Annotated in this window: 24 protein-coding genes; 16 read left to right on the forward strand and 8 right to left on the reverse strand. The window is 70.4% G+C overall.

The features are described from left to right. Nucleotides 1-8 precede the first annotated feature (8 nt). Nucleotides 9-2,750, forward strand: coding sequence for a polysaccharide deacetylase family protein (locus KF892_14885; protein MBX3626300.1), 2,742 nt, complete (start codon nt 9-11; stop codon nt 2,748-2,750). 15 nt (nt 2,751-2,765) lie between these two features. Here the strand turns inward: KF892_14885 and KF892_14890 are convergent, their stop codons facing one another. Next, the gene (locus tag KF892_14890; GenBank protein MBX3626301.1) at nt 2,766-3,275 is read right to left on the reverse strand and encodes a hypothetical protein; all 510 of its coding nucleotides are present in this window, start codon (nt 3,273-3,275) and stop codon (nt 2,766-2,768) included. Between the two features lie 112 nt (nt 3,276-3,387). Between KF892_14890 and KF892_14895 the strand changes: the two genes are divergently transcribed. From KF892_14895 to KF892_14915, 5 genes are all read left to right on the forward strand, one after another. Next, nucleotides 3,388-4,947 carry an esterase-like activity of phytase family protein gene (locus KF892_14895; GenBank protein ID MBX3626302.1) on the forward strand — a complete coding sequence of 520 codons (1,560 nt, stop codon included), beginning with the start codon at nt 3,388-3,390 and terminating at the stop codon, nt 4,945-4,947. A gap of 107 nt (nt 4,948-5,054) precedes the next feature. Continuing rightward, on the forward strand, nt 5,055-5,873 hold the full coding sequence (gene phnC, locus KF892_14900; protein ID MBX3626303.1) for a phosphonate ABC transporter ATP-binding protein: 819 nt from the start codon (nt 5,055-5,057) through the stop codon (nt 5,871-5,873). Nucleotides 5,874-5,891: 18 nt separating this feature from the next. After that, the gene (gene phnD, locus KF892_14905) at nt 5,892-6,884 is read left to right on the forward strand and encodes a phosphonate ABC transporter substrate-binding protein (protein MBX3626304.1); all 993 of its coding nucleotides are present in this window, start codon (nt 5,892-5,894) and stop codon (nt 6,882-6,884) included. 3 nt (nt 6,885-6,887) lie between these two features. Beyond that, nucleotides 6,888-7,688 (forward strand): phosphonate ABC transporter, permease protein PhnE, encoded by an 801-nt coding sequence (gene phnE, locus KF892_14910; protein ID MBX3626305.1) that lies wholly within the window; start codon nt 6,888-6,890, stop codon nt 7,686-7,688. Between the two features lie 11 nt (nt 7,689-7,699). Then, the gene (locus tag KF892_14915) at nt 7,700-8,290 is read left to right on the forward strand and encodes an HD domain-containing protein (protein ID MBX3626306.1); all 591 of its coding nucleotides are present in this window, start codon (nt 7,700-7,702) and stop codon (nt 8,288-8,290) included. Here the strand turns inward: KF892_14915 and KF892_14920 are convergent. Then, entirely contained in the window at nt 8,239-9,882 is a 1,644-nt protein-coding gene (locus KF892_14920; protein MBX3626307.1) for a phosphoethanolamine--lipid A transferase, read from the reverse strand. The two genes, KF892_14915 and KF892_14920, sit on opposite strands and share 52 nt — an antisense overlap. Nucleotides 9,883-9,890: 8 nt before the next feature. Next, nucleotides 9,891-10,562: a phosphatase PAP2 family protein gene (locus KF892_14925; protein ID MBX3626308.1), complete on the reverse strand. Its 672-nt coding sequence runs from the start codon at nt 10,560-10,562 to the stop codon at nt 9,891-9,893. Nucleotides 10,563-10,627: 65 nt separating this feature from the next. Between KF892_14925 and KF892_14930 the strand changes: the two genes are divergently transcribed. Both KF892_14930 and KF892_14935 read left to right on the forward strand, forming a co-directional pair. After that, nucleotides 10,628-11,314 carry a response regulator transcription factor gene (locus KF892_14930; protein ID MBX3626309.1) on the forward strand — a complete coding sequence of 229 codons (687 nt, stop codon included), beginning with the start codon at nt 10,628-10,630 and terminating at the stop codon, nt 11,312-11,314. Further along, nucleotides 11,311-12,642 carry a sensor histidine kinase N-terminal domain-containing protein gene (locus tag KF892_14935; GenBank protein MBX3626310.1) on the forward strand — a complete coding sequence of 444 codons (1,332 nt, stop codon included), beginning with the start codon at nt 11,311-11,313 and terminating at the stop codon, nt 12,640-12,642. The genes KF892_14930 and KF892_14935 overlap by 4 nt, the downstream gene beginning before the upstream one ends. A 3-nt stretch (nt 12,643-12,645) precedes the next feature. On the opposite strand, the gene KF892_14940 is transcribed toward KF892_14935, so the two are convergent. Then, nucleotides 12,646-13,023, reverse strand: a complete 378-nt coding sequence (locus KF892_14940; GenBank protein MBX3626311.1) for a hypothetical protein — start codon at nt 13,021-13,023, stop codon at nt 12,646-12,648. 61 nt (nt 13,024-13,084) lie between these two features. Between KF892_14940 and KF892_14945 the strand changes: the two genes are divergently transcribed. The 7 genes from KF892_14945 to KF892_14975 all read left to right on the forward strand — a co-directional run bounded on the left by KF892_14945 (nt 13,085) and on the right by KF892_14975 (nt 18,521). Then, entirely contained in the window at nt 13,085-14,254 is a 1,170-nt protein-coding gene (locus KF892_14945; protein MBX3626312.1) for an MFS transporter, read from the forward strand. Nucleotides 14,255-14,336: 82 nt separating this feature from the next. Beyond that, nucleotides 14,337-14,594 carry a helix-turn-helix transcriptional regulator gene (locus KF892_14950; protein ID MBX3626313.1) on the forward strand — a complete coding sequence of 86 codons (258 nt, stop codon included), beginning with the start codon at nt 14,337-14,339 and terminating at the stop codon, nt 14,592-14,594. Nucleotides 14,595-14,614: 20 nt separating this feature from the next. Next, a complete protein-coding gene (locus tag KF892_14955; protein MBX3626314.1) occupies nt 14,615-15,931 on the forward strand; it encodes a type II toxin-antitoxin system HipA family toxin in 1,317 nt (438 codons plus the stop codon). Between the two features lie 95 nt (nt 15,932-16,026). Further along, a complete protein-coding gene (locus KF892_14960) occupies nt 16,027-16,506 on the forward strand; it encodes a hypothetical protein (GenBank protein ID MBX3626315.1) in 480 nt (159 codons plus the stop codon). Further along, nucleotides 16,506-16,892 carry a hypothetical protein gene (locus tag KF892_14965; GenBank protein MBX3626316.1) on the forward strand — a complete coding sequence of 129 codons (387 nt, stop codon included), beginning with the start codon at nt 16,506-16,508 and terminating at the stop codon, nt 16,890-16,892. Before KF892_14960 ends, KF892_14965 begins: the two co-directional genes overlap by 1 nt. Nucleotides 16,893-16,969: 77 nt before the next feature. Further along, the gene (locus KF892_14970; protein ID MBX3626317.1) at nt 16,970-17,968 is read left to right on the forward strand and encodes a hypothetical protein; all 999 of its coding nucleotides are present in this window, start codon (nt 16,970-16,972) and stop codon (nt 17,966-17,968) included. An 88-nt stretch (nt 17,969-18,056) separates the two neighbouring features. Further along, nucleotides 18,057-18,521, forward strand: coding sequence for a GyrI-like domain-containing protein (locus KF892_14975; protein ID MBX3626318.1), 465 nt, complete (start codon nt 18,057-18,059; stop codon nt 18,519-18,521). A 30-nt stretch (nt 18,522-18,551) separates the two neighbouring features. Here the strand turns inward: KF892_14975 and KF892_14980 are convergent, their stop codons facing one another. After that, the gene (locus KF892_14980; protein MBX3626319.1) at nt 18,552-20,261 is read right to left on the reverse strand and encodes an alpha/beta fold hydrolase; all 1,710 of its coding nucleotides are present in this window, start codon (nt 20,259-20,261) and stop codon (nt 18,552-18,554) included. Further along, a complete protein-coding gene (locus tag KF892_14985; GenBank protein MBX3626320.1) occupies nt 20,252-21,121 on the reverse strand; it encodes a hypothetical protein in 870 nt (289 codons plus the stop codon). Before KF892_14985 ends, KF892_14980 begins: the two co-directional genes overlap by 10 nt. Nucleotides 21,122-21,228: 107 nt before the next feature. On the opposite strand from KF892_14985, the gene KF892_14990 reads away from it, so the two are divergent. Then, on the forward strand, nt 21,229-22,212 hold the full coding sequence (locus KF892_14990) for a hypothetical protein (GenBank protein MBX3626321.1): 984 nt from the start codon (nt 21,229-21,231) through the stop codon (nt 22,210-22,212). Nucleotides 22,213-22,278: 66 nt separating this feature from the next. On the opposite strand, the gene KF892_14995 is transcribed toward KF892_14990, so the two are convergent. Both KF892_14995 and KF892_15000 read right to left on the reverse strand, forming a co-directional pair. Then, entirely contained in the window at nt 22,279-22,845 is a 567-nt protein-coding gene (locus KF892_14995) for a GNAT family N-acetyltransferase (GenBank protein MBX3626322.1), read from the reverse strand. 48 nt (nt 22,846-22,893) lie between these two features. Next, nucleotides 22,894-24,021: a DUF1513 domain-containing protein gene (locus KF892_15000; GenBank protein ID MBX3626323.1), complete on the reverse strand. Its 1,128-nt coding sequence runs from the start codon at nt 24,019-24,021 to the stop codon at nt 22,894-22,896. Nucleotides 24,022-24,071 lie beyond the last annotated feature (50 nt).

Here is a 24,071-nt window from a genome sequence, read left to right on the forward strand (position 1 = left end):
CGCCCTTCATGCCCATGTTCACGCCGCGCCGGATCGTCGTCACTTCTCGCTTGATCTTGCCGCTCTTGTTGCTCCTGTCGGCCTGCCAGCGACAGGAAGTCGCACTGCCCGTCGCCGCGTCTTCCCCCACACCCACCATCGCCGCCAGCACGCCAGCGCCTGCATCGCAGAACGCCCCTCTCACGCCCCTGGCCGATGCCGTGCTCGCCGCGCACCGCCAGATGATCGTGCTGATGAACGGCGAGCGCAGCCTCAAGCCCGCTGAGCGCCGAGCGGTCGCCGCCGTCGGCCAGCTGCTGTTCCACGACATGCAGCAGCGCATGGACACACTCACCACCGCGGCCACCGCGCTCGACCCGGCCGTGGTCGGCGCCGTCAACACGCTGCTCGACCGCATCGAAAGCGAACCCTCGTGGTTCGACGCCGACCGGCTCGCCTTCAAGGAATTCCTCGTTCGCCTCGCCGCGCACTACAGCGCCTCGCAATCCATCGCCGGCCTGAAGCTCGCCAAACGCGCCAACGAAGACCTGGCCGTGCTCGCCGAGGTGGAGCAGGCCTACGACAAGGAGCTGAAAGAGGTCTTCGGCCGCTTCGCCAAGCGTGGCATCGAACTCAAGCGCGAGAAGTGGAGCGACTACGTCGCGAAGCTTTCAACGCTCTACACCCGCGAGCAGATCCTGAAGGACTACGCGACCGTCGTGCCCTACACCGCGCCGAGCGGCAAGGCCGGCGCCGAAGAGGCCGACACACGCGAGATCTTCGGCATGTCGCTGCCGCCCAAGACCGTGGTGCTGACCTTCGACGACGGCCCGCACGCGCGCTACACCGACGACATCCTCGACATCCTCAAGCGCTACGACGCGCCGGCCATCTTCTTCCATCTCGGGCGCAACCTCGGCAGCGTCGACGCCGAGGGCAAGGCCAAGCCGGGCGCGTATGCCGCCGTCGCCAAACGTGTGCTCGCCGCCGGCCACCAGCTGGCCAACCACAGCTACAGCCACAGCGTGATGGCCAAGCTGCCGGGCGATGCGGTGAAGGTGGAAGCGGCCAACACCGAAGCGCTGCTCGACGCCACCGGCCGCCAGCCCTCGAAGCTCTTCCGCTTCCCCTACGGCGCGCGCAACGAAGCCTCGCTGGCGACCGTGGAAGGCCTGAAGCTGCACTCGATGATGTGGAACATCGACTCGCAGGACTGGGCCGACCCGGTGCCGCGCTCGATCGCCGAGCGGGTGCTGAGCGAGGTCGACAAGCAGCAGCGCGGCGTGATCCTCTTCCACGACATCCAGGGCCGCACGGTGCAGGCGCTGCCCGCCGTGCTCGATGCGCTGGTCGCCGACGGCTACCGCTTCGCCACCTGGCGCGACGGCAAGTTCATCGTGGGCACGCCGAAGAAGGCCGCACCCGATGCGGCGATGGCCGCGTCGAGCGAAACGCTCTACCGCGACAGCCACGCCCTCGTGATCGGCATCGACAAATACGGCAAGTGGCCCGGCCTGCACCACGCGGTGCGCGATGCCAAGGCGGTGCACGAAGCGCTCACCACCCGCTTCGGCTTCAAGCCCGAGAACGTGACCGCGCTCTACGATGGCGAGGCCACGCGCGCCAACATCCTGAAGGCGCTCAACGAGCGCCTGGCCGACGGGCAGCGCATCAAGCGCGACGACCGCGTGCTGGTCTTCTTCGCCGGCCACGGCGGCACGCGCAAGCTCACGAGCGGGCGCGACGTGGGCTACCTGATCCCCGTCGACGCCTCGCTGCAAGACTTCGCGAGCGACGCCATCTCGATGCCGCAACTGCAGGAGGTGGCCGAAGCCATCAGCGCCAAGCACGTGATGTTCATGGTCGACGCGTGTTACTCCGGCCTTGGCCTCACGCGTGGCGGCGCGGGCAGCAGCAAGAACTTCCTCGCCGACAACGCACGGCGCCTGGGCCGCCAGATGCTCACCGCCGGCGGCGCCGACCAGCAGGTGGCCGACGACGGCCCCGGCGGCCATTCGGTCTTCACCTGGACGCTCCTGCAAGCCCTCAACGGCAAGGCCGACCTGAACGGCGACGGCGTCATCACCGGCACCGAGCTCGCGGCTTATGTCGCGCCCTCGGTGAGCGCCATCGCGAAGCAGACCCCGGCCTTCGGCAACCTGCCCGGCTCGGAAGGTGGCGAGTTCGTGTTCGAGCTGCCCATCGAGCGCGACGGCCTGAGCGCCGACACCCGCCAGCTCGACGCCGCCGCCAGCCAGCTCGCCAAGCGCCTCGACGAGGCCGCCCCCGAAGCCGCCAAGCCCGGTGCGGCGGTGCAGGTGACGGTGAAGAACCTCGACGGCGCCGACGTGAAGCTCACCACCACCGCCGCCACCGCCGTGCCGCCCCGCGTGGCCGCGCAGCGCGCCAACGACCGCGGCCTCGCGCTCTACCGCGAGCGCCGCTACGACGAAGCCGAAGCCGCCTTCACCGAAGCGCTCAAGCTGCAGCCGAAATTCGCGCTCGCCGCCAACAACCTCGGCTTCGTCTACTTCAAGCGCGGCAAGCCGGTCGAAGCGGCGCGCTGGTTCGAGAAAGCCATCGAGATGGACGGCAGCCGCGCGCTCGCCTACCTCAACCTGGGCGACGCGCACCTGCAGGCCGGCGACGACAAGAAGGCGCTCGCGGCCTACGGCACCTTCGTGGGCCTGTCACCCAAGCACGCGCGCAGCGCCGAGTTGCAGGCCTTCATCGCCACCCCCGACGCGGCGCACCGCCCACGCCTGCCCTGAGCCCCGCTCGGCGCCTCAGGCCGTCGACGTGGTGCCGCTGTCGCGGAGGTGCGCCAGCAGGCTGCGCGCCTCGCGCGCATGCCGATCGCCCGGGTGGTGCAGCATCAGCGCCTGCAGCTGCGCCACGCCTTCCGGCCCACGGCCAGCTTCGATCAGCGCCTGCCCATGCAGCCAGCGGTAGAGCGCGGTGCGCGTGTCGGCCGGCCGCCGCTGGCCGAAGGCTTCGAGCAGCTGCAGGGCGAGGTCGGGCCGCTGTTGTTTCAGTGCCTGCTTGGTGAGGGGCACCACCGCCACCGTGCCCGGGTCGAAACCGGGATGCACCTTGAGCGCCGCAATGTAGAGGGCCAGCGCATCGGCCGAGCGCCGCTGCTCCAGCAGGCGCCGCAGGCGAGCCCGTGCCCCGGAGCCCTGCGCGCCGGCCGCCGCGGGCGGCGGCGCGCCCATCCTCAGCCGGCGCCGCACCCAGTCGCGCAAGCGGCTCGCCATGCCGCGCCCCATCGAGCCCAAGGCCCATCCATGCCACATACACACTCCCTTCGGGTCATCGACGTGCCCGGTTTTATGCGCGGGAGTGTCACACGGGTTTCATGCCGACGTCATGCAATGGGGGCTGCACCGTCGCAGTCTTTCAATGACCATGAAACAACCCACTCGCTCCTGGGCCGCCCTCGCCGCGGCCGCCTTTCTCGCCACCGCCTGCGGCGGCGGCGATGATGAACCCACCGGCCCCACCGCGCCTGCACCGCAGGCCTACGCGCAGACCCAGGCGCTCGGCAATGTCTCGGTGAGCATCACCAAGCACGAGTTGCAAGCGGCCACGAGCTTCCACGTTCCCTACGAAGGCCGCAACACGGCCATTGCCGCCGACTTCGCGAACGGCTTCCTGCCCGCCTACGGCTCGGGCCTCGCCTTCAAGGAACGCCTCGCCGACGGCACGCTCGAGTTCTACGCCATCACCGACCGCGGTCCCAACGGCGACGGCCCCACCGCGCCCGTGCCCGGCGGCGCCGGCAACGGCATCAGCAAGGTGTTCCCGGCGCCGTCGTTCGCGCCGAGCTTCGGCGTGATCCGCGTGGGCGCCACGGCCGTGCTCCAGAGCAGCACACCGATCAAGCGCGATGCCACCACCCGCATCACCGGCCTGCCGCCGCAGGCCGGCGTGGGCTCGACCGGCGAGACGCCGCTCAACGATGCCTACCGCTTCGACGCGGCCACCGCCAACTACGACGCCCACGGCCTCGACCCCGAATCCATCGTCGTCGACGCCGCGCGCAACGTGCTGTGGGCGAGCGACGAATACGGCCCCTTCATCGTGCGCATCAACCGCACGACCGGCGTGATCGAGCGCAAGTACGGCCCGGGGCCGGGCGCCGCCGACCTGCCCGCAGTGCTCGCCAAGCGGCGCGTCAACCGCGGCATGGAAGGCCTCACGCTCGACGTTGCCAGCGGCAAGCTGCACGGCTTCCTGCAAAGCCCGATCGACCCGAAGGATGCGAACGGCGCGTCCATCCGCGCGCGCCCACCCGGCGGCAGCAACACCGACGTGCGCCACATCGCGAAGTTCGTGCGCTGGCTCGAGTTCGACCCGACCACAGAGACCTCGAAGCTCTACGCCTACCCGATCGACGGCACGCAGTACGACCGCGACCGCACCGGCAACGCCAAGCTCGGCGACGTGGTGAGCTTGGGGCAGGGCAAGTTCATCGTCATCGAGCAGGGCGCCCGCAAGAGCGACGCCCGCGTGATGAACAAGCTCTACCTGGTGGAGATTCCGGCGAATGCGACCGACATCACCGCGCAGGGCCATGACCTCGAAGTGAGCAGCATCACGCAGGCCGGCTCCAACGGCGCCGACTACGCCACCGTCGTCACCCTGCGCAAGACCGAGCTGCTCGACCTCAACGCCGCCGGCTGGGTGGCCGAGAAGGCCGAGGGCCTGACGCTGGTGGACGCGAACACGCTGGCGCTCGTCAACGACAACGACTTCGGCCTGCGCACCATCCTCGTCGACGCGGCCGGTGCCACGGTGGCCGGCAGCATCGAAGACTGCACGGTCGACGCCAGCGGCGCCATCGTCTCCGGCTGCCCCGCCGGCGTGGTGGGTGCACGCCTCACGCGTGGGGCCGACAGCGAGCGGGCCACGCGCCTGTGGTTGATCCGTTTCAGCCAGCCGCTGGCGGGCTACGCCGTGCCCTGAAAGAGGTCAGAGTCGTCTAGACCTTTCATCTCCCTGCCCAGGAGTCGTCACGCAATCGTCACGCTCGCTTTCCACAATCTTCGAGGTTTGAAGAAGAGGTGACGAGCATGACGAACAACGTGATCCAGGTGACGCAGCTGCGCAAGAACTTCGGCGCCCACACCGCCTTGCGCGACGTGTCGCTCAGCGTGCAGCGCGGCGAGATGGTGGCGCTGCTCGGGGCCTCGGGCTCGGGCAAGTCGACGCTCCTGCGCCACCTGAACGGGCTGCACCGGGCCGATGCCGGCCGCGTGGAGGTGCTGGGCCGCACGCTGCAGCACAACGGCCGGCTGGCCCGCGATGCCCGCGCCACGCGGGCGCAGGTGGCCGCGATCTTCCAGCAGTTCAACCTGGTCGACCGCCTCAGCGTGATGAAGAACGTGCTGGCCGGTGCGTTGCACCGCCAGCCGCTGTGGCGTGGCCTCTTCGCGCAATTCCCGCAACACGAGCTGCAACGGGCGCATGAGGCGCTCAAGCGCGTGGGCATCGAGCGCTGTGCCTGGCAGCGCGCGTCCACGCTCTCCGGCGGCCAGCAGCAGCGCGCCGCGATCTCGCGCGCACTGGTGCAGGGCGCGCAGATCATCCTGGCCGACGAGCCCATCGCCTCGCTCGACCCCGAATCGAGCCGGCGTGTGATGGAGCTGCTGGCCGAAGTCAACCGCGAGCTCGGCGTGACGGTGATCGTCTCGCTGCACCAGATCGACTACGCCTTCGCCTACTGCCCGCGCACCGTGGCGCTGCGCGCCGGCGAGGTGGTGCACGACGGCGCCACGCGCGACCTCACCCCGCAACGCCTGCGTGACCTCTACGGCACGCAGACCGATGAACTCATGCCGAGGCCACACGACGCCCCGGCGCCCTTCCACCCCGTGCCCCTGGCCGCCTGATCTCTTCTGGAGCCCCTCATGAACCGCAGAGCCATTCTTCTCGTCCTCGCCACCACTGCCTCGATGTGGCTGAACCAGCATGCCCACGCCCAATCGCGTGAATCCACTCGTGAGTTGCAGATGGGCATCATCGCCACCGAGTCCTCGGCCAACCTCAAGACCGCCTGGCAGCCGCTGATCGACGACCTGCAGAAGCAGACCGGCCTCAAGGTCACCGCCTTCTTCGCGCCCGACTACGCCGGCGTGATCGAGGCGATGCGCTTCAACAAGGTGCAGCTCGCCTGGATGGGCAACAAGTCGGGCATGGAGGCGGTCGACCGCGCCAACGGCGAAGTCTTCGCCAAGGTCGTCTCGCTCGACGGCACCCAGGGCTACTGGAGCCTGATGGTCGTGCACAAGGACAGCGCGCTCAAGTCGCTCGACGACGTGCTCAAGCAGCGCGCCAGCCTCACGCTCGGCATGGGCGACACCAACTCCACCAGCGGCACGCTGGTGCCCGGCTTCTACGCCTGGGCCGCGAACAAGGTCGACCCGGTGCGCGACTTCAAGCGCAGCGCCCGCGCCAACCACGAGAGCAACATCCTGGCCGTGGCGAACAAGCAGGTCGACGTGGCCACGGTGGCGAGCGACACCTTCGACCGTGTGAAGGCGAAGTTGCCGGAAAAGGCGGCCGAGCTGCGCGAGGTCTGGCGCTCGCCGTTGATCCCGAGCGACCCGCTGCTGTACCGCAAGGATCTCGACGACGCCACCAAGCAGAAGCTGCGCAACTTCTTCTTCACCTACGGCAGCAAGGACGCGCGCGAGAAAGAGGTGATGAAGGCGCTCACCTGGTCGGCCTTCGTGAAGTCCGACAACCAGCAGCTCACGCCGATCCGCCAGCTCGAGCTCGCCAAGGAGCGCAGCAAGGTCGAGGCCGACACGGCGCTGTCGGCCGACGACAAGGCCAAGAAGCTGAAGGACATCGACCAGCGCCTCGCCGAGCTGGCGCAGCAGATCGCCCTCGCGAAGTAAGCCGTGTCGTCCTTGAGCCTCGCCCCCGTGGCCGCCCGCATCGCCCCGCCGCGCAGCTCGCTCCTCACCCTCGTGGTGTGGGGCCTGCTGATCGCGGTGCTGGCCGCCTGCTGGAAGGGCGCCGACATGCGCCCGCTCGACCTGCTGCGCGACGGCGGCAACATGGGCGAGTACGCCCGCGGCTTCTTCCCGCCCGACTTCAGCGACTGGCGGCACTACGTCACCGAGCTGGTGGTCACGCTGCAGATCGCGCTGTGGGGCACGGCACTCGCCATCGCCTGCTCGGTGCCACTTGCACTCCTCGCCTCGGCCAACATCACACCGTGGTGGGTGCACCAGCCGGTGCGCCGCCTGCTCGACGGCTGCCGCGCGATCAACGAGATGCTCTTCGCGCTGCTCTTCGTGGTGGCCGTGGGCCTGGGCCCTTTCGCCGGCGTGCTGGCACTCTGGGTGCACACGACCGGCGTGCTGGCCAAGCTCTTCTCCGAAGCGGTGGAAGCCATCGACCCCCAGCCGGTGGAAGGCATCCGCGCCACCGGCGCGCACCCGCTGGCCGAGATCGTCTACGGCGTGATCCCGCAGGTGATGCCGCTGTGGATCTCGTATGCGCTGTACCGCTTCGAGTCCAACGTGCGCTCGGCCTCGGTGGTGGGCATGGTGGGCGCGGGCGGCATCGGCATGGTGCTGTGGGACGTGATCCGCGGCTTCGCCTACGCGCAGACGGCGGCGGTGCTCATCATGCTGGTGCTGTCGGTGTCGCTGATCGACGTGGCCTCCTCGCGGCTGCGCAAGCTCGCCACCTGAGGCACCGCCCCATGCCGCGCACCCTCACGCTCCGCGACATCGAGTCCCTCTTCACGCAGCACGGGCAGCAGCTCTACGACGGCAGCCGGCGCGAGTCGGTCACCGCGTTGCAGCATGCCTTGCAGTGCGCGCAGCTGGCCGAGTGGGCGCATGCCGACGATGCGCTCGTCGCGGCGGCGCTGCTGCACGACCTCGGCCACTTCCTCACGCCCGTCGAGGGCGACGAAGACGACGACCGCCACGAAACGATCGCGCTGCCTTACCTCGCGGGCCTTTTCGACGCGAGCGTGCTGGAGCCGATCCGCCTGCACGTGGCGGCCAAGCGCTACCTGGTGGCCATCGACGAGGCCTACCTCGCCGGGCTCTCGCAGGCCTCGGTGCACTCCCTGGCCTTGCAGGGTGGGCCGATGACGCCTTTCGAGGTGGCCGAGTTCGAGGCCACGCCTTTCGCGATGGACGCGGTGCGGCTGCGCCGCTGGGACGACCTCGCCAAGACCCCCGAGCAGGCCACGCCGCCGTTCAGCTACTACCTCGCGCTGCTGGCGGGCCTTCAGCCGGGAGCGCGCGCGCTGGCCACGCCCTCGGCACGGCAGGGCGCGTAGGCATCGAGCGTGCGTTGGTACACGCGCGTGTGCACGCCCATCAGGCCGAGCACCGAGTGGAAGTAGCCGTCGTGCGTGAGCATCTCGTCGCGGCGCGACGCGAGGCAAGCCAGGTCGACACCCGACTCGCGCTGCCAGGCCGGTGACATCCACGTCACCCACGGCACGCGCTTCTGCACCTCGGGGGCGATGGCGTAGGGCATGCCGTGCAGGAAGAGGTTGTTCTCGCCCAGCGACTCGCCGTGGTCGGCCACGTAGACCATTGCCGTCGGTGCGTCGCCACGCGCCTTGAGCCAGCGGATGGTCAGCGCCAGCGCGTGGTCGGTGGCGGCGATGGAGTTGTCATACGCGTTGACGATGGCCTCGCGGCTGCACGCGGTGAGCGAGGACGCCGTGCACTCCGGCAGGAAGCGCTTCTGCGCCGGCCCCGAGCGCAGGTGGTAGGCCGGCCCGTGGCTGCCGATCTGGTGCATCACGATCACCGTGCCGCGGGCGCGGCGGGCCGGGTCGAGCGCGGCGAGGCGCTCGTCGAGGCCGGCCAGCATCACGTCGTCGAGGCAATCGCCTTGCGGGCAGGTGGCGGCGTGCGGCACACGGTCGCACACGCCCTTGCAGCCCGACTGGTTGTCGAGCCAGAGCACGGCCAGGCCGGCGTGCTGCAGCACGTCGAGCAGGCCTTCGGCACGCTGGGCAGCGTCGGGCTTGAACTGCTCGCGCCCGAGGCCCGAGAACATGCAGGGCACCGACACCGCCGTGCTGGTGCCGCAGGCCCACGCGTTGCGGAAGCTCACGACCGCCTCGCGCGCCAGCTCGGGCGTGGTGTCGCGCGCGTAGCCGTTGAGGCCGAAGTTGCCGCTGCGGCCGGTCTCGCCCAGCACCAGCACCAGGAGCGGCGCCCGCGCGGCCGACACCGCCGACGCGACCTGCGCATCGGCGCCCAGCGGCTCGATCGGCGTCGCTGCGTTCGCCCGCGGCAGGCCCACGTCGCGCGCGAGGGCGTAGACGCTGTTGAGCGGGTTGAAGAGGTAGCGCAGGTCCTTGTGGTTGCGCATCGACGAAGCCAGCGGCTGGAAGCTCGCGAGGCCCGCGGCCACGAGCACGAGCAGCGCGGCCCCCACCGTGGCGGCGTTCTGCCACAGCGCGCGGCCGAAGCGGCGCGGCGCGAGCGGCTGCCGCCACAACCACCAGGCTGGCAGGCCGGCCAGCAGCCCGAGCGCGAGCAGCAGGCGCACGTCGATCAGGGCGCGTGCTTCGTGCACGTCGGTCTCGAGCACGTTGCGCATCATCCCGGGGTCGATGACCACGCCGTAGCTGCCCATGAAGTGGCTGCCGGCCGCGGTGGCCACCAGCAGCAGCGTGGCCGCCGGCTTGAGCGTGAGGCGCCAGGCCAGCAAGGCCATCAGCGCCGCCAGGGCTGCGGCGAGCATCACCCCCAGCGCCACGGCAAACGCCACCCCGCCCACGCCCTGCAGCAGGCCCAGCTCACCGAGCTTGCGCCACAGCACCCAGTTGCCCGGCCCGGCCATCCACAGGCTGCAGACGACGAGCACCCACAGCGGCGACATCGGAGACGCGGTGGGCGACATGAACATGCGGCGGGTCATGCGCGCACCTCCTCAGCGTCAGCGGCGAACCAACGGTCGGAGACGCTCGCGAGCATCCAGCAGATCCAGCCCGACCACAGCGTGTGGCTCGCGAAATGCGCGCCGCGCCATTGCTGGGCGAGCCCAAGCGCGAGGCCGGTGGCGAGTGCCGCCCACAGCCAGCGCGAGGCCACCGCCGGCGAGGTGTCGCGCCAGGCAAACCAGCCGCCAACCCAGGCGAAGCCCGTCGTGGCGTGGCCGGCGGGGAAGCAGTGCCCCGCGCCGCCGTCGCTCACCAGCCAGCCCTGCCAGTGCCACACCGGGTGGGCCACGCCGCCGAATTCGGCCATGTCCCAGGGGCAGCTGGTCGCGTTGCCTGCCTTGAGCAGGGCGACTGCAGCCGTGGCCATCAAGGCCACCACCGGCACCTGCAGGCGGCGCCGGAACGGCAGCCGTGCGAAGGCGCCCACCGGCCACACCACCGCCAGGCACAGCGCGACGACGAGCGCCCACGCCGCGTGGCGCGCGCCATCGTGCAAGACGGCGGTGAGCCACCAGGCGTCGCGCCAGGCGAAGCCCTGCGAGTTGCCGGCCAGATGGGCCAGCGCCAGGTCGAAGCCGGATCGGTCCCACAGCAGCAGGACGGGCAACAGGAACAGGCCCCACACGGCCGCACGCGTCGATCTCATGCCGGAAGCATCTCGCCGCCGGCTTAAGTACGGCTTAACGAAACGCAAAGTGCAGAATCCGCCGCATGCGGGTACTGGTGATCGAAGACGACGAGGGCATTGCCCACGGCCTGGGCCTGGCGCTGCGGCAGGACGGCTGGGCCGCCGACACCGTGCCGAGCGTGGCCGCCGCCTGGGCCGCGCTCACGGCCGAGCCCTTCGACATGGTGCTGCTCGACCTGGGCCTGGCCGACGGCGACGGCACCCAGGTGCTGCGCCGGCTGCGCGCCGCACCGCCCGGCGGCCTGCCCGACCCGGCCACGCCCACGCTCATCATGACCGCGCGCGACGAGGTGGCCTCGCGCATCGCCGGCCTCGACATGGGCGCCGACGACTACGTCACCAAACCCTTCAGCCCCGCCGAGCTGGCCGCCCGCATGCGCGCCCTGCGCCGCCGCGCCACCGGCCGCGCACAGGTGCTGCTGACCTGGGGCGATCTCGTGATCGACCCGGCGCAGCGCACCGTGCGGCGCGCCGGCCAGCCGGTGGAGCTCTCCACACGCGAGTTCAACCTGCTGATGACGCTGATGGAAGCGCGACCTCGCGTGCTCTCGCGCCAGCAGATCGAAGCCAGCCTCTACAACTTCGACACCCCACTGGAGAGCAACGCGATCGAGGTGCACGTGCACCACCTGCGGCGCAAGCTCGGCGAGCGGGTGATCCGCACGCTGCGCGGTGTGGGCTATTTCGTGCCGACCGACGAAGACCGATGAAGCGCCTGCTGACACTGACACGCGGCTCGCTGCTGCAACACCTGCTGGCCTGGGCCCTGGCCGCGCTGTGCGCGGTGTGGCTCTTCTTCGTGGTGGTGGGCTACAACACCGGCGAGCACGAGGCCGACGAGCTGACCGACGGCCACCTCGCGAGCGTGGCCACGCTGCTGCTGCGCCAGCGCAACCCCGAGTTCCTGCCCACGCCCGAGGGGCAGGCGATGGGCAGCCACCCCGAGCTGAAGGCGCACGACTACCAGCAGTCGCTGAGCATCGTGGTGTGGGACGGCGAGGGCCGCGTCGTCACGCGCAGCGGCAGCGCGCCCACCCCGGCGTTCAGCGCGCAGGAAGGCTTCGAGACGCTGCAACTCGGCGCCGACCGGAAGGCGTGGCGCGCCTTCTCGCGCTGGAGCAGCGCCGAGCACCAGCGCAAGATCATGGTGCTGCTCAGCATGGCCGAGCGCGACGACCTCGCCGAAGACATCGCCGAGCAGGTGGCCGAGCCGGGCCTGTGGCTGCTGCCGGTGGTGGCGCTCGGGCTGGTGCTGGCCATCCGGCGCGGCCTGCGCCCGTTGAACGACCTCGGCCGCCAGGTGCTCGCGCTCGACATCCACCACGACAAACGCCTGCACGCCCCACCGCACGACGAGTTCAAGGCCACGGTCGACGCGATCAACACGCTGATGGAACGCTACAACGCCGCGCTCGAACGCGAGCGGGCGCTGGCCAGCGAGATCGCGCACGAGTTGCGCACGCCGCTCGCCTCGCTGCAGCTGCACGCGGCCTCGCTGCAGAAGCCGCTGTCGCCCGAGGAAAAGGCCGACGTGCTGCGCCGGCTCGACGACGACGCCAAGCGCGCCGGCGGCGTGCTCACCGACCTGCTGGCGCTGGCCCGCGCGAGCCGCACCCAGCTGGCCGAAGCGGCCCAGCCGGTCGACCTGGCCGAGCTGGCCCGGCGCGTGACCGCCGACTACGCCCAGGCCGCCGACCACCACGACCACGAGCTGTCGCTCGACGCCGACGGGCCCTGCACGGTCACCGGCCACCCGGTGCTGCTGGAGCTGGCGCTGCGCAACCTGATCGACAACGCGATCCTGCACACGCCGCGCGGCACCGCCGTGCAGGTGCGGGTGACGGCCGAGCCCGCCGGCGTGGAAGTGGTCGACAACGGCCGCGCGTCGGGCGCGCCGCCCTCACGCCGCAGCGCGGGCCTCGGCCTCGGGCATCAGCTGGTGCGGCGGGTGGCCGCCATCCACGGGGGCACGCTCGACGCGGTGCCCTGCGACGACCCGGGGCTCACCTGCTGGCGGCTGTCGGTTGCGCGTGGATGAAGTTCAGCGCGGCTTGCGCTTGGCCGCCGGTGCGGCGGCCTTCTTGCCGGCCGCCTCGGGCCGGGTCGTCTCGCCGGGGGCGAGGGTGAAGAGCTTGGCGGCACGGCCCTTGAGTTCGAGCAGCTCGTTGGGCGTCACCGAATATTGGCCGGTGGCGAGGTTCACCTGGATGCCGAACTCGACTTCCTTCTTGCCGTTGGACAGCGCGCCCGAGGTGAACTCGTAGTCTTCGCGTTCGGCTGGCAGGCCCAGGCGGTCGGCGTCGTAATCCTTGTAGTCGACGCTGCGGATCTCGCCACTGGCCAAGTCGAGCATGCCGGTCGAGTGGATGACGTCGTCGGTCAGCTCGTCGGTGATGGTGATGGGCAGCTTGAGGTCCACGGTGTGTGTGTCGATGAGGGCGGGGTGGGGATTCTAGGTGCCTGAGAATGGGCGCGTTCCCATGTCTGCCGCCCCTCACCCGCTTCGCCGCATCGCCGTTCCGGCCTTCGGCCCGTCGCTGCTTTTCGGCATCGGCGAAGGTGCCATCCTGCCCATCCTGCCGCTCACCGCGCGCGACCTCGGTGGCTCGGTCTCGGAGGCGGCCCTGATGGTGGCGCTGATGGGCATCGGCTCGCTGCTGTCGAACCTGCCCGCCTCGGTGCTCACGCTGCGCTTCGGCGAGCGCTGGGCCATCGTGGCGGCGGCGCTGTGGGCGGCGCTCGGGCTGGTCTTGTGCGTGGCGACGCAGCACCTCGGCGTCTTCGCGGCGGGCTGCTTCATGGTGGGCATGTCGCAGGCGGTGTTCAACCTCGCGCGGCAAAGTTACCTGAGCGAAGCGGTGCCACCCGAGTGGCGGGCGCGGGCGCTCTCCACGCTGGGCGGGGTGATGCGCATCGGGCTCTTCATCGGGCCGTTCGTCTCGGCGGCGGCGGTGCACGCCTGGGGTTTCGTCGGTGCGTATGGGGCCGGCGTCGTCGCGTTGCTGGTCGCCGCCGCCGTGGCGGCGCGCATTCCCGACCTCGAAGCACACGCGCTGCCCGGCACGCGGCTCTCGTTCGCCGCGACGCTGCGCGAGCACCGCCACGTCTTCGTGACGCTCGGCATCGGCGTGATGCTGGTGGCCGCGGTGCGGGCGAGCCGGCAGGCAGTGATCCCGCTCTGGGCCGACCACCTCGGGCTCGCGCCCTCGGTCGCCTCATTGATCTACGGCCTGGCCGGGGGCATCGACATGCTGGTGTTCTACCCGGCCGGCAAGGTGATGGACCTGAAAGGCCGCCGCTGGGTCGCGGTGCCCTCGATGCTCGTCATGGGCACGGCCATGCTGTTGATGCCGTTCACCACGGGCGCGTGGACGCTGCTCCTCGCCGCGATGGCCATCGGCTTCGGCAACGGCATCGGCTCGGGCCTCGTGATGACGCTCGGCGCTGACCACTCCCCACCTGGCGGTCGCGCGCACTTCCTCGGCGTGTGGCGCCTGATGGCCGACCTGGGTTCGACCTGCGGGCCGGTGCTGCTGTCGTTCGTGGCGGGCGCGTTGACGCTGGGCGCCGGCGTGGCGGTGACGGGGCTGCTGGCCCTCGGCGGCGCCGCGGTGCTGGGCTACTGGATCCCGCGCGCCGGCCGGCACTGAACAAGTCAAGCCTTGTATTTCAACGTTACAAGCTTTGGCTTGTTTCTTGACATTACAAGCTTTGGCTTTTAACGTGCATGGCATGGACTACCCCCTCCAACTGGCCGACCAGCTGCGCCCGCAGCTGCAGGCCCTGCGCAAGCAGCGCGGCATGACGCAGGCCCAGCTGGGGGCCGCCCTCGGCGTCTCGCAGGCCCGTGTGGTCGAGATCGAGGCCAACCCGGGCGCGGTGAGCCTGCAGCAGGTGATGCAGGTGCTGGGCGTGCTCGGCGCCACGCTCGTGATCCGCGACCCGGGCCCCACGGCCTCGGAGCCCACGCCGAGGGCGGGCCGCTGGTGAGCGCGGCCCTCGTCGCGTGGATGAACGGCGAGCTCGTCGGCCGCTGGTCGGTCGAGCGCGGCACCCACCGCTTCACCTACGACGAGGCCTGGCTGCGCTCGCCCCGGTGCCGGGCCTTGTCGCTCTCGCTGCCCATCACCCCGGGCCGCGAGCTGCGCGGCCCGGTGGTGGCGCACTACTTCGACAACCTGCTGCCCGACAACGAGCGCATCCGCCAGCGGTTGCAACGCCGCTTCAAGACCGGCTCCGCCGATGCCTTCGCCCTGCTCGAAGCCATCGGCCGCGACTGCGTGGGCGCGGTGCAGCTGCTGCCCGAGGGCACCGCCCCCCTCGGCTGGGACCGCATCGCGAGCGAACCCTTGAGCGAAGCGCAGGTGGCCGCCACGCTGCGCGCGGTGCCGTCCGAGGCGGTGCTTGGCCAGGCCGGTGACGACGAGAACTTCCGCATCTCGCTGGCCGGCGCCCAGGAGAAAACCGCCCTGCTGCGCCACCGGGGCCAATGGCATCGGCCGCTCGGCGCCACGCCCACCACGCACATCCTCAAGCTGCCGCTCGGCCTGGTGGGTGGCTCGCGCCGCGTCGACCTCGGCGACTCGGTGGAAAACGAGTGGCTGTGCGCGCTCATCCTGCACCACCTCGGCCTGCCGGTGGCGCCGGCGGAGATCTGGCGCTTCGAAGACCAGAAGGCGCTGGCCGTCACCCGCTTCGACCGCGCGCTGCAACACGGCGCCAACGGCCGCGAGTGGATCGCCCGCCTGCCGCAGGAAGACTTCTGCCAGGCGCTCGGCCACCCGCCCACCCGCAAGTACGAAAAAGACGGCGGCCCCGGCATCGCCGACTGCCTGCGCCTGCTGGCCGGCAGCCGCGAGCCGCATGACCGCGCCAGCTTCGCGCTCGCGCAGCTCGCCTTCTGGCTGATGGCCGCGACCGACGGCCACGCGAAGAACCACTCGCTCTTCCTGCACCCGGGCGATGCCTACGTGATGACGCCGCTGTACGACGTGCTGTCGATCTTTCCCTACGTGGGTGACGCGGCCAACCAGTTCCGCTGGCGCAAGGCCGAGCTGGCCTTCGCGCTGCGCGCGAAGAACGTCCACTACCAGTTGCACAGCCAGCAGCCACGCCACTGGCACGCACTCGCCATGCAGGCCGGTGGCACGCCGGTGTGGGCGCGCATGCTGGAGCAGGTGGCCCACGTGGGCCCGGCGCTCGAGGCGGTGGAGCGCCACCTGCCGGCCGACTACCCGCCCCGCACCTGGCAGGCCATCTCTGGCGGCATGCGCACACAAGCCGCGCGCTTCCAGGCCGGGCTCGACGGCCTGCCCACGCCGGCTTGAGCGTCGCCCCAACAAACGAAACAAACGCGCCCCGCGCTGAAACGGCGGCGAAACCGCTGCGGTCGAGACTGCTGGCTTTGGCCAGGAGCATCTGCATGAACCGCCGCCGCGTCCTTCTCCCGCTGCTGTTGATCGCCGCTTTCGCCAGCCACGCGCTGGAGTCCCGCGCCGCCTCGCCCGGCGTCGTGCACGACCTTCGCATGGCGCAAGACAGCCAGCCCTTCCGACAGGCCGCCGACGAGTTCATCGCCCGCTCGATGGCCGGCGACGTGGCGGGCACGCAATCGCTGCTGAGCCGAAGCCTCGTCGAGCGCACCGGTGGCGAGGCCGTGACACGCGCGCTGCAGTCGCAGATCGTGCCCTTCTTCCAGCGCGGCCGCGAGCCCGGCAAGAGCGTGACCATCGCCCGCACCACCGACGCCTCGGGCCAGCAGGGTTTCGCGTTCTACATGTGGATGGAATACGCCGAAGCGCCCACCGCACGCCCCTTCACCGTGTACGTGGTGCGGGAGCAGGGCCGGCTCGTCGTCGCCAACATCGTGCCCGACCGGCTCGTCGAAGGCCGCCACCGCTGATGGGCACGAAGCACCCCTTCGTGCTCTACGCCGCGACCGTGGCGCTGGCCGCCGCGTCCTTCGTCGGCGAGGCGAATGCTGCCCCCGCCGACGGCGCGGCCTTCGTGAAGCAGCTGCGCGATGCCGCCGCCCAGCCGGGCGGCGTGGCCCTCGCGGAGCTGACGCAATTCCCCTTCCTCTTCGACGGCCAGCCGCTCAAGCGCGACGCCTTCATCGCCAAGGCCGTGCCCGCGCTCTTCACGCCACGCGTGCGCCAGTGCCTGCAACGCGCGAGGCCACAGGCCGAAGACGACCGCCTCGTGCTGTGGTGCAAGCCCTACGGCTTCTACCTCGGCGAGGTGCAGGGCCGCTGGCGGCTGATCGAATTCGGCACCGACGCGGAGTGAGGCCGCGAGCCTGTCGCCAAGGCGAGGGCATGCAGATGACTGGTTAGCATCGAGCGGTCTCAACGCCCCCTTGCCGCATGCCGACCCTCGCCGAAGTCCGCAAACGCCTGGAATCGAAGCGCTTCACCACCCGCAAGCGCGGCATGCAGGAGCTGCTGGCGCTGGGCCTGCGGGACGAACTCATCGAACGCGCCCTCGCCGACAAGGATGGCGCCCTGGTCTCCCATGTCGTGACCTGGCTCGAACCCGACGTGCCGGCGAAGCTGCTGGTGCACAACTTCCACCTCGGCCGGCAGCCCGTGCCCCTGTCGGAGATCCGCAGCTACCTGCCGTATCACAACTGCCTGTACGCCGAGAAAGAGATCTTCGAGCACTACGCACCGCAAGGCCGCAAGCTGGCCCTGATGACGATCGAGGCCGTGGGCTACGGCTACTTGCGCTCATTCGAGCCGCTGCTTCGCAAGGTGGCCGACCGCAAGCTCGAGGTGGCGCAAGACGCGGTCGACCGCGACGGCAAACGGGCCCTCGTCGGGGGTGAGAACGCCTTCACGCGCGTCGGCCCGCACGAGGTGAAGTACACCGACCTGCCCCACGAATGGTCGACCGAATCGCAGAAGGTCCTCGAAGCGCTGGTGGCACTGCGTCGCCTCGATCACACCGTTGCGCCCGAACTCCTGGAGCGCCTGAAGACGCAAGTGCGTGCCCTCGCGCCCGAGGGCAGCCCGCTCCGCCAGCGGACGATGCACACGCTCGACTGGGTGGCGTTCGACGGGCTGCCCGATGCGGCGTTTGCCGACCTGCTGGCCTCGGGCGGCGAAGGCCTGCCCAACGTGGCGTATTGGGCTGCCGACATCGGCACCTCGCTGCTCAAGCGCGGCATGGCCGACCGCCTGGCCAAGCTGATCTCCGGCATGGACCCCTTCCGCTTCTACAGCGTCAAGTTCTGTCACTGGCCGCTGACGGAGCACCTGGACCGCACGGGCCTGCTGCCGCTCGATCCCGAATGGTTCCAGGCCGACACCTACCTGAAGAACCGGGAACGCGGCATCGCCGGCCCACCGTGGGCGAAGCGCTGACGGCCCTGTCGAAACCGGCCACGGTCGTTCGTCGTGGAGGGAGCGGCTGCGCATCGCCGCGATTCCCGCAACCCGGAAGGACCCTGCCATGACCTTGCACATCGTCGAACGCCCCGCGATCACCGTGATGGGCCTGCACATCGAGACCCAGCCCATGTCGCCCGACATCCCCGCCCTCTGGCCATGCTTCATGAGCCGCGTGGGCGAGATCGGCCGCCGCACCGAGCCCCAGGTGACCTACGGCGTGATGAAGAGCGACCCCGCCGACATGCGCCGCCTCGACTACTGGGCCGCGGTGGCCGTGCCCCCGAACACGCGCGCACCGGCCGGCATGGAGAGCGTGGTGCTGCCCAACGCGCACTACGCCTTCTTCCGCTACCCGCTCGCCGGCCTGGGCGCGGGCTTCGGCGAGATCTTCGGCACGCTGCTGCCCGCGTCCAACTACGTGCAGGTGCCCGGGCCGATGTTCGAGCGCTACAACGAGGCCTTCGAGCCCGACGATCCGCGGTCGATCGTCGAGATCTACCTGCCGGTGCAGCGCAAGGCGAGCTGAGGGCGCGCGATCCGCAAACTGGGCGCAGGCTCAGGCATCGGCTCGGTGAATCGCCTGCACCAGCCGATCGATGTTGCGGAAGGCGAGCAGGTGGGTGTCGCCTTCCAGCACGGTGAGCTCGGCCCCGGGCAGCGCCTGGCGAAAGCCTTCCACCATGTCCATCGGGACCAGGCCGTCGTGCGTGCCGTGCCACAGGTGCACCGGCACGCGCACTTCGGCGAGGTCGATCGACCAGGGCTGGTTGATCAGCACGCTCTCCAGCGCCCAGGCGCGCGGGCCCTGGTGCAGGGATTCCATGGTCGACGCCACGAAGTACGGCAGGTGCTCGGGCCGCGTGATGTACGCGATGTCGGGCTCGGCGAGGCTGAAGGCGTTGTTGCCGCGCGCGGTCGACATCGCACCCAGCAGCGATTCGACCGTCTGCCCGAAAAGCGCCAGCTCCATCGCCGGCCGCAGGAGGCTCGGCACCACGCGGAAGAACTGGTTCATCATGCCGTTCAGCACCGAGGGTGAGTCCGAGGCCAGGATGTGGTCGATCGGCGGCACGACCGCCGTGCACTGCACGCTGCGCACACGCTCGGGCATCGCCCACGCGGTGTGGATCGCATGCGCACTGCCGGCCGAGGCGCTGAGCAGGTGCACCGCATCGAGCCGCAGCTCGTCGAGCAGCGCGCGCACATCGGGCGTGAACTCGCGGTAGTCCCGCCGCTCGAGAAACGAGCTGTGGCCGTAGCCGGGCCGGTCGACCGCGATCAGGCGCACGCCGCCTTCGCGCAGCTTGCCGGCGTGCAGGAGCAGCTCCAGGCGCGAGGCATTGAGCGCATGGAAATACAGCACCGGCACGCCGTCGGGCGCGCCGTACTCCGCATAGCTCAGCTGACGGCCATCGGCCAGGCGCAGCACGCGGCTGTGCGCAAGGCCGGTGATGTGCGGCAGGAGCTGCGGGTTGCGGCTGCTGCCGGCCTGCTCGAGCACGATGTTGCGCAGCACCAGCGCGAAGAGCGCGTTCTGGTTGTGCACGCCGGTCTTGGCGTAGATGTTCTTGATGTGCTGGCGCAGCGTGTGCAGCGTGATGCCGGTGCGCTGGCAGATGTCGTCGAGCGCCAGGCCCTGGAGGGAGAGGTCGATCACCTCGGCTTCGCGCGCCGTGAGCCTCACACGCTGCGCCAGGCCGTCGATGGATTGGGTGACGCAGCGCTGGCGGTCGATCAGCAGCAGCGAGTACGACGCCGACCCGGTGCGGTTGCGGTGCGCCTCGTTCTTGTAGAGGTAGGCCAGCAGGCCCGTCTGCGCCTCGCCACCGAGCCGGGCGCAGGCATACGACTGGCGATCGGCCTGCGCCATCAACCTCGCCAGCAGACCGGGCTCGCGACATTGCAGCGTGCCCGCCTCGATGCCGAACTGGCCGCCACGGGCCATCAACGCCTCGGCGTCGAGGTTCATGCCGAGAATGCGCAGGCGCTCGTCGACCACCACGATGGGCGGCGCCACCGCGTTGATGACGGCCATCAAGCGCTGCCGCTCGCGCTGCATGGCCGAGTGCGTGGCGCCGAGGCGCAGCGCCCGCTTGATGTGGCTGAGGATCACGCGCGTGAGCGGCGTGTCGTCGCGGCTGCGGTCTTCGCGGAAGTGGAACAGCAGCTGGTGATGCAGGCGCCCCGTCTGGTCGGGCTTGAGCGCCGACTGGTAGATCGCTTCGAGCAGGGCCTCGACCGGGCCGCCGGAGGTGGCTATCGCCATGGCAGTTGCGGGGCGGATTCGAGCGTCGGCAGCTCACGCTCGGCGGTCAACGCGGCCACGCCCGTACCGATTTCCTGCAGCGTGACGGCATGCAGCGCATCGAAGAGGACGAGGCTGACACCCTTCTGATCGGCCACGCCCAACTTGCGAAAAACCGCCTTGAGCTGCGCCCTCGGCGTCTCGATCGATCGCCCGGAGAGCGCCGCGTACTGCTTGAGCGGCATGCCTTGCGCGAGGTTCCAGGCAAGACCGACTTCCTTGTCGGTGAGGCCGTATTGGCGTTGCAGGTGCTGCGCGAGCCGTGGCAGTGGCGTGTCGATCTGGCGCAGAGGGACAAGCCCGCCTGGCCGATCGGTGCGCGCGAGCCATTCGTCGCCCTGGCGGTTGCTCACCACCACCTCGGCCTGCTCGTCGAGCGCCACGAGGCCCATGGGCAGCCCATCGATCACGCGTTGCAGCGAGGCCAGGCTGGCCTTCGTCGCGTCGAGCGACGAGCGCAGGGCCCAGGCGGTGTGCAGATGCGAGCAGAAGAGCTGGAACTCCTGCGCCTGTTCGTCGGTGAAGCCCTCGGGCGTGGCGCTTTGCGCCGAGATCACCTGGCCGGTGATGCGGCGGTGCCACAGAAGACCAGCCTCTCGACCCGGCGATTGCGGGGCCATGCGTGCACCGAAGGGCGATGCGATTTGTATGGAACGGGCGCCGATGCGCGCCGTCCAGCGCTCGACGAGTGGCCGCCACAGCGCGGGCCATTCATCGACGGTGCCGGCGAGCGCCGCCTCGGCGTCCTCGGCCTCGACCAGCGCGTAGAGCTGGTCGAGCAGGTGGAGCCAGTGCAGGTCGACGGGCGTGTCAAGACGCATCGCGGCTTAACCCGATTTCGGTATTCAGCCGAACGGGCCGCGTGCCTACAAACGCCGAGCCCTGCTGCCGCAGGCGCAACCCTTCGGAGACAAACAAAGGACCCGTCATGCACAAACTCCTGTCGAAATCGCTGCTGCTGTGCGCACTCGTGCTCGGCCTCACCGGCGCCGCCCAGGCCGACACCCTGGTGTCACCCACCACGCTCAAATCGACCGAGCGCGGCGTCCTGCTCAACGGCCGCTATTTCGTGGGCGGCCAGTACGGCATCCACGAGATCAAACGGACCGCCGACAACAGCCCCAACTGCCGGCTCGACGCGAGCACGGGTCTCACGGTCTGCGAGCTCCTCTCCACCGTATACGGAGCCGACCAGTGCGACTACTCGGGAATGACTGCGGACAACACCTACTTGTATGCCGCCTGCACCGTGGCCGACAAGACGGCCGCCATCCCGCTGCTGGCGCCGCCCAAGCGCGCCGCGCTCTTCCGCGTGAAGCCCGCGGCCAGCGGCAGCACCGCCGACGAAGTCGTGAGCAAGGCATTCACCACACCCGTTTGGTACAACGGCATGGCGGTGCTCGACAGCAACACGCTGCTGATGACCCCCTCGGCGCCGCTCGGCACCAAGCCGGCCATCGTCAAGCTCAAGATCACCAACACGCTGACGCTGGCCCACACCATCACCACGTGGCTGCCCGGCTCACCGCTTTACCTGCTCAACAACGGCGTGACCGTCAACAACGGCAACGTCTACTTCGTCGGCGGGCAGAACCTGTGGCGCATTCCGGTCAGGAGCGACGGCTCGGCGGGCATTCCGCTGCCGCTTTACCAGACCACCATCAACCAGACGATGGACGACCTGACCGTCAAGGGCGACTGGGTCGTGGTGGCCGAAATCGGCATCGTCAACGGCCTCGGCCTCAACTCGCTCACCTTCGTGCACAAGACCGGCCTCGGCCCCACCTACAAGCTGTGGACCGGCCTCACGCAACTGAGCGGCGTGGTGGTCGACCCGGGCACCTTCGGCACGCCCGGCGCGTTCATCGCGACGAGCTACTTCCAGGGGGGCGTGTACCGCTACTTCTACTGAGCGCGGCCAGCAGGAGCCAAGCTGCTGGCCGCGTCCAACGGACGTGCGGCGGTCCGGGCCGCTCTTCTAGCGCGACCGCGAGGCGGCCCTGAGCTTGCGCCGCATCACGTGCCGCCGCGAGCCCTCGCGGCCGATCTCGACGAAGCCCGCGTCGGCAAACAGGGGTACGAAACCCATGTAGCGGTAGCTCGGGGAGTCTTCGTCGACCGGGTAGGCCTCGACCACCTTCGCCCCGCGCGCGCGGCCGTGTTTCAGCGCCGCGGCGAGCAGGCGCCGGGTGAGGCCCTGGCCGCGCCATTCACGGCGGATGTAGAAGCAGGCGATCGACCAGACGCCCTCGTGCGACGAACCGTCGCGCACCACCGGGCGGTAGCTCGCGCGCGGCGCGATCGAACACCAGGCGACGGGCTCGCCGTCGATGTAGCCCAGCAGCCCGATCGGCACGCCGCCATCCACCCGCGACTTCATCGCCGCCTTGCGGCTGGCGTTGTCGGGCAGCGGGCCGTCATCGGCGGTGTGGCGCCACGCCATGCACCAGCAATACTTGGGCGCGCCCTTCGATTCGAAGAGCCGCGCGAAGTCGTCCCAGCGCTGGCCGTCGACTTCATGCACCGTGAGCTTGGGGCTGGCCATGCGACCCAGGGAGCAAGCCGCGTTCCGCGTCACCTCGCCGCGGCCGGCTCAGCCCAGCAGCAGCCAGTGGTTGTCGGGCGCCATCGCCGTCGGCCAGCGCAACATGCGCGCCGCGTCGGTGGCATGCCAGCGCGCCACGCCGCGGCGGGCGGCGATGAGCACGCCCTGACCGTCGTCCCAGCTGGCGAGCGCGCAGGGCTCGCCGAGTTCGGCCACGCGGGTGAGCTGCGCGGCGGCGCCGGGGTGCCACCAGAGGCCGAGGCCCACCTTCTGCCCGCTCAGCACGAAGCCACCGCCCGGTGCGGCGGCGATGTCGCCGGCATACCCCTCGCCCTGCGGGTCGCGCGTGGGCAGGTGCAGGCCCTGGGCGTCGAGCACCGCCAGCAGCGGCGCGCGGCGGCGGCGTGTCTCGTCGGCGTGTTCGGCCTGCAGCGCCACGCCCAGGCGCCCGCTGCCGTCGGCCGCCCAGGCGAGGTGGCGCAGGCTCAGGCGCGCATCGTCGAGGCGGTGCTCGGCCAGCACGCGGCCATCCGCCGTCGCCAGGCGCACGAGCGACGGCGCCATGCGCTCCATCGCAGTCTTGCGCCCGTCGCGCAGACGCGGAATGCCGCCATTGGCCACCCAGAGCTGGCCGTCGTCGTCGAGCAGCATCTGGTGCGGGTCGAGCCCGCCGCTGGCGAAACCGCCCAGGCGGCGCAGCGTGTCGGGCGAGCGCACGCCGATCGTGCCCTCGCCGGTGTCGGCATCGGTCTCGCTGGTGAAGAGGTGGCGGCCGTCGGCCGACAGCAGGGCGTGGCCACCGAGCGTGTGAGGCGTCTTGTCGTCGCCGAGCGCATGGCGCTGCATCGTGCGGCCCTCGCGGTCGCAGCGCAACAGCCAGCGGCCGGGCCGGTTGGCCACGGCGATGAAGCCGCCATCGGGCATCGCGAAGAGCCCGTGCGCGCGCCCCGGGGCCGGGTGGTCGGCGAGGATGCGCACACGCGCTTCGGCCCAGTCGACCTCGAGCACGCCCACACGGTCGACCTCGTCGACGCTGCCGTCGGGCAGGCGCCAGGCGGCGGCGAGGCGTTGCACCGGCGCCAGCGGCCCACCGGAGGCCGCCTTCAAGGGTGTTGCAGCGAGCGTGGCGGCGGCAAGGCCGGCCAGTTGAACAAGGGCGTGACGGCGGCGGGGCATCGGCGCATCGTAGGCACGCCGCTGCGGCGCGCGCTTGCGGTGGATCACAC

Origin of the sequence: Rhizobacter sp., assembly GCA_019635355.1 — a bacterium.
GTDB lineage: Bacteria > Pseudomonadota > Gammaproteobacteria > Burkholderiales > Burkholderiaceae_C > Rhizobacter.

Bases quoted from the DNA above. Each gene is read 5' to 3' on its own strand.
- KF892_14995 (MBX3626322.1), bottom strand. From the start codon at position 22,845: ATGGCCAGCCCCAAGCTCACGGTGCATGAAGTCGACGGCCAGCGCTGG.
- KF892_14925 (MBX3626308.1), bottom strand. From the start codon at position 10,562: ATGAGATCGACGCGTGCGGCCGTGTGGGGCCTGTTCCTGTTGCCCGTC.
- KF892_14885 (MBX3626300.1), top strand. From the start codon at position 9: ATGCCCATGTTCACGCCGCGCCGGATCGTCGTCACTTCTCGCTTGATC.
- phnD (MBX3626304.1), top strand. From the start codon at position 5,892: ATGAACCGCAGAGCCATTCTTCTCGTCCTCGCCACCACTGCCTCGATG.
- phnC (MBX3626303.1), top strand. From the start codon at position 5,055: ATGACGAACAACGTGATCCAGGTGACGCAGCTGCGCAAGAACTTCGGC.
- KF892_14985 (MBX3626320.1), bottom strand. From the start codon at position 21,121: ATGCGTCTTGACACGCCCGTCGACCTGCACTGGCTCCACCTGCTCGAC.
- KF892_14960 (MBX3626315.1), top strand. From the start codon at position 16,027: ATGAACCGCCGCCGCGTCCTTCTCCCGCTGCTGTTGATCGCCGCTTTC.
- KF892_14980 (MBX3626319.1), bottom strand. From the start codon at position 20,261: ATGGCGATAGCCACCTCCGGCGGCCCGGTCGAGGCCCTGCTCGAAGCG.
- KF892_14970 (MBX3626317.1), top strand. From the start codon at position 16,970: ATGCCGACCCTCGCCGAAGTCCGCAAACGCCTGGAATCGAAGCGCTTC.
- KF892_14915 (MBX3626306.1), top strand. From the start codon at position 7,700: ATGCCGCGCACCCTCACGCTCCGCGACATCGAGTCCCTCTTCACGCAG.
- KF892_14975 (MBX3626318.1), top strand. From the start codon at position 18,057: ATGACCTTGCACATCGTCGAACGCCCCGCGATCACCGTGATGGGCCTG.
- KF892_15000 (MBX3626323.1), bottom strand. From the start codon at position 24,021: ATGCCCCGCCGCCGTCACGCCCTTGTTCAACTGGCCGGCCTTGCCGCC.
- KF892_14965 (MBX3626316.1), top strand. From the start codon at position 16,506: ATGGGCACGAAGCACCCCTTCGTGCTCTACGCCGCGACCGTGGCGCTG.
- KF892_14930 (MBX3626309.1), top strand. From the start codon at position 10,628: ATGCGGGTACTGGTGATCGAAGACGACGAGGGCATTGCCCACGGCCTG.
- KF892_14935 (MBX3626310.1), top strand. From the start codon at position 11,311: ATGAAGCGCCTGCTGACACTGACACGCGGCTCGCTGCTGCAACACCTG.
- KF892_14955 (MBX3626314.1), top strand. From the start codon at position 14,615: ATGAACGGCGAGCTCGTCGGCCGCTGGTCGGTCGAGCGCGGCACCCAC.
- KF892_14945 (MBX3626312.1), top strand. From the start codon at position 13,085: ATGTCTGCCGCCCCTCACCCGCTTCGCCGCATCGCCGTTCCGGCCTTC.
- KF892_14920 (MBX3626307.1), bottom strand. From the start codon at position 9,882: ATGTTCATGTCGCCCACCGCGTCTCCGATGTCGCCGCTGTGGGTGCTC.
- KF892_14950 (MBX3626313.1), top strand. From the start codon at position 14,337: ATGGACTACCCCCTCCAACTGGCCGACCAGCTGCGCCCGCAGCTGCAG.
- KF892_14890 (MBX3626301.1), bottom strand. From the start codon at position 3,275: ATGTGGCATGGATGGGCCTTGGGCTCGATGGGGCGCGGCATGGCGAGC.
- KF892_14990 (MBX3626321.1), top strand. From the start codon at position 21,229: ATGCACAAACTCCTGTCGAAATCGCTGCTGCTGTGCGCACTCGTGCTC.
- KF892_14895 (MBX3626302.1), top strand. From the start codon at position 3,388: ATGAAACAACCCACTCGCTCCTGGGCCGCCCTCGCCGCGGCCGCCTTT.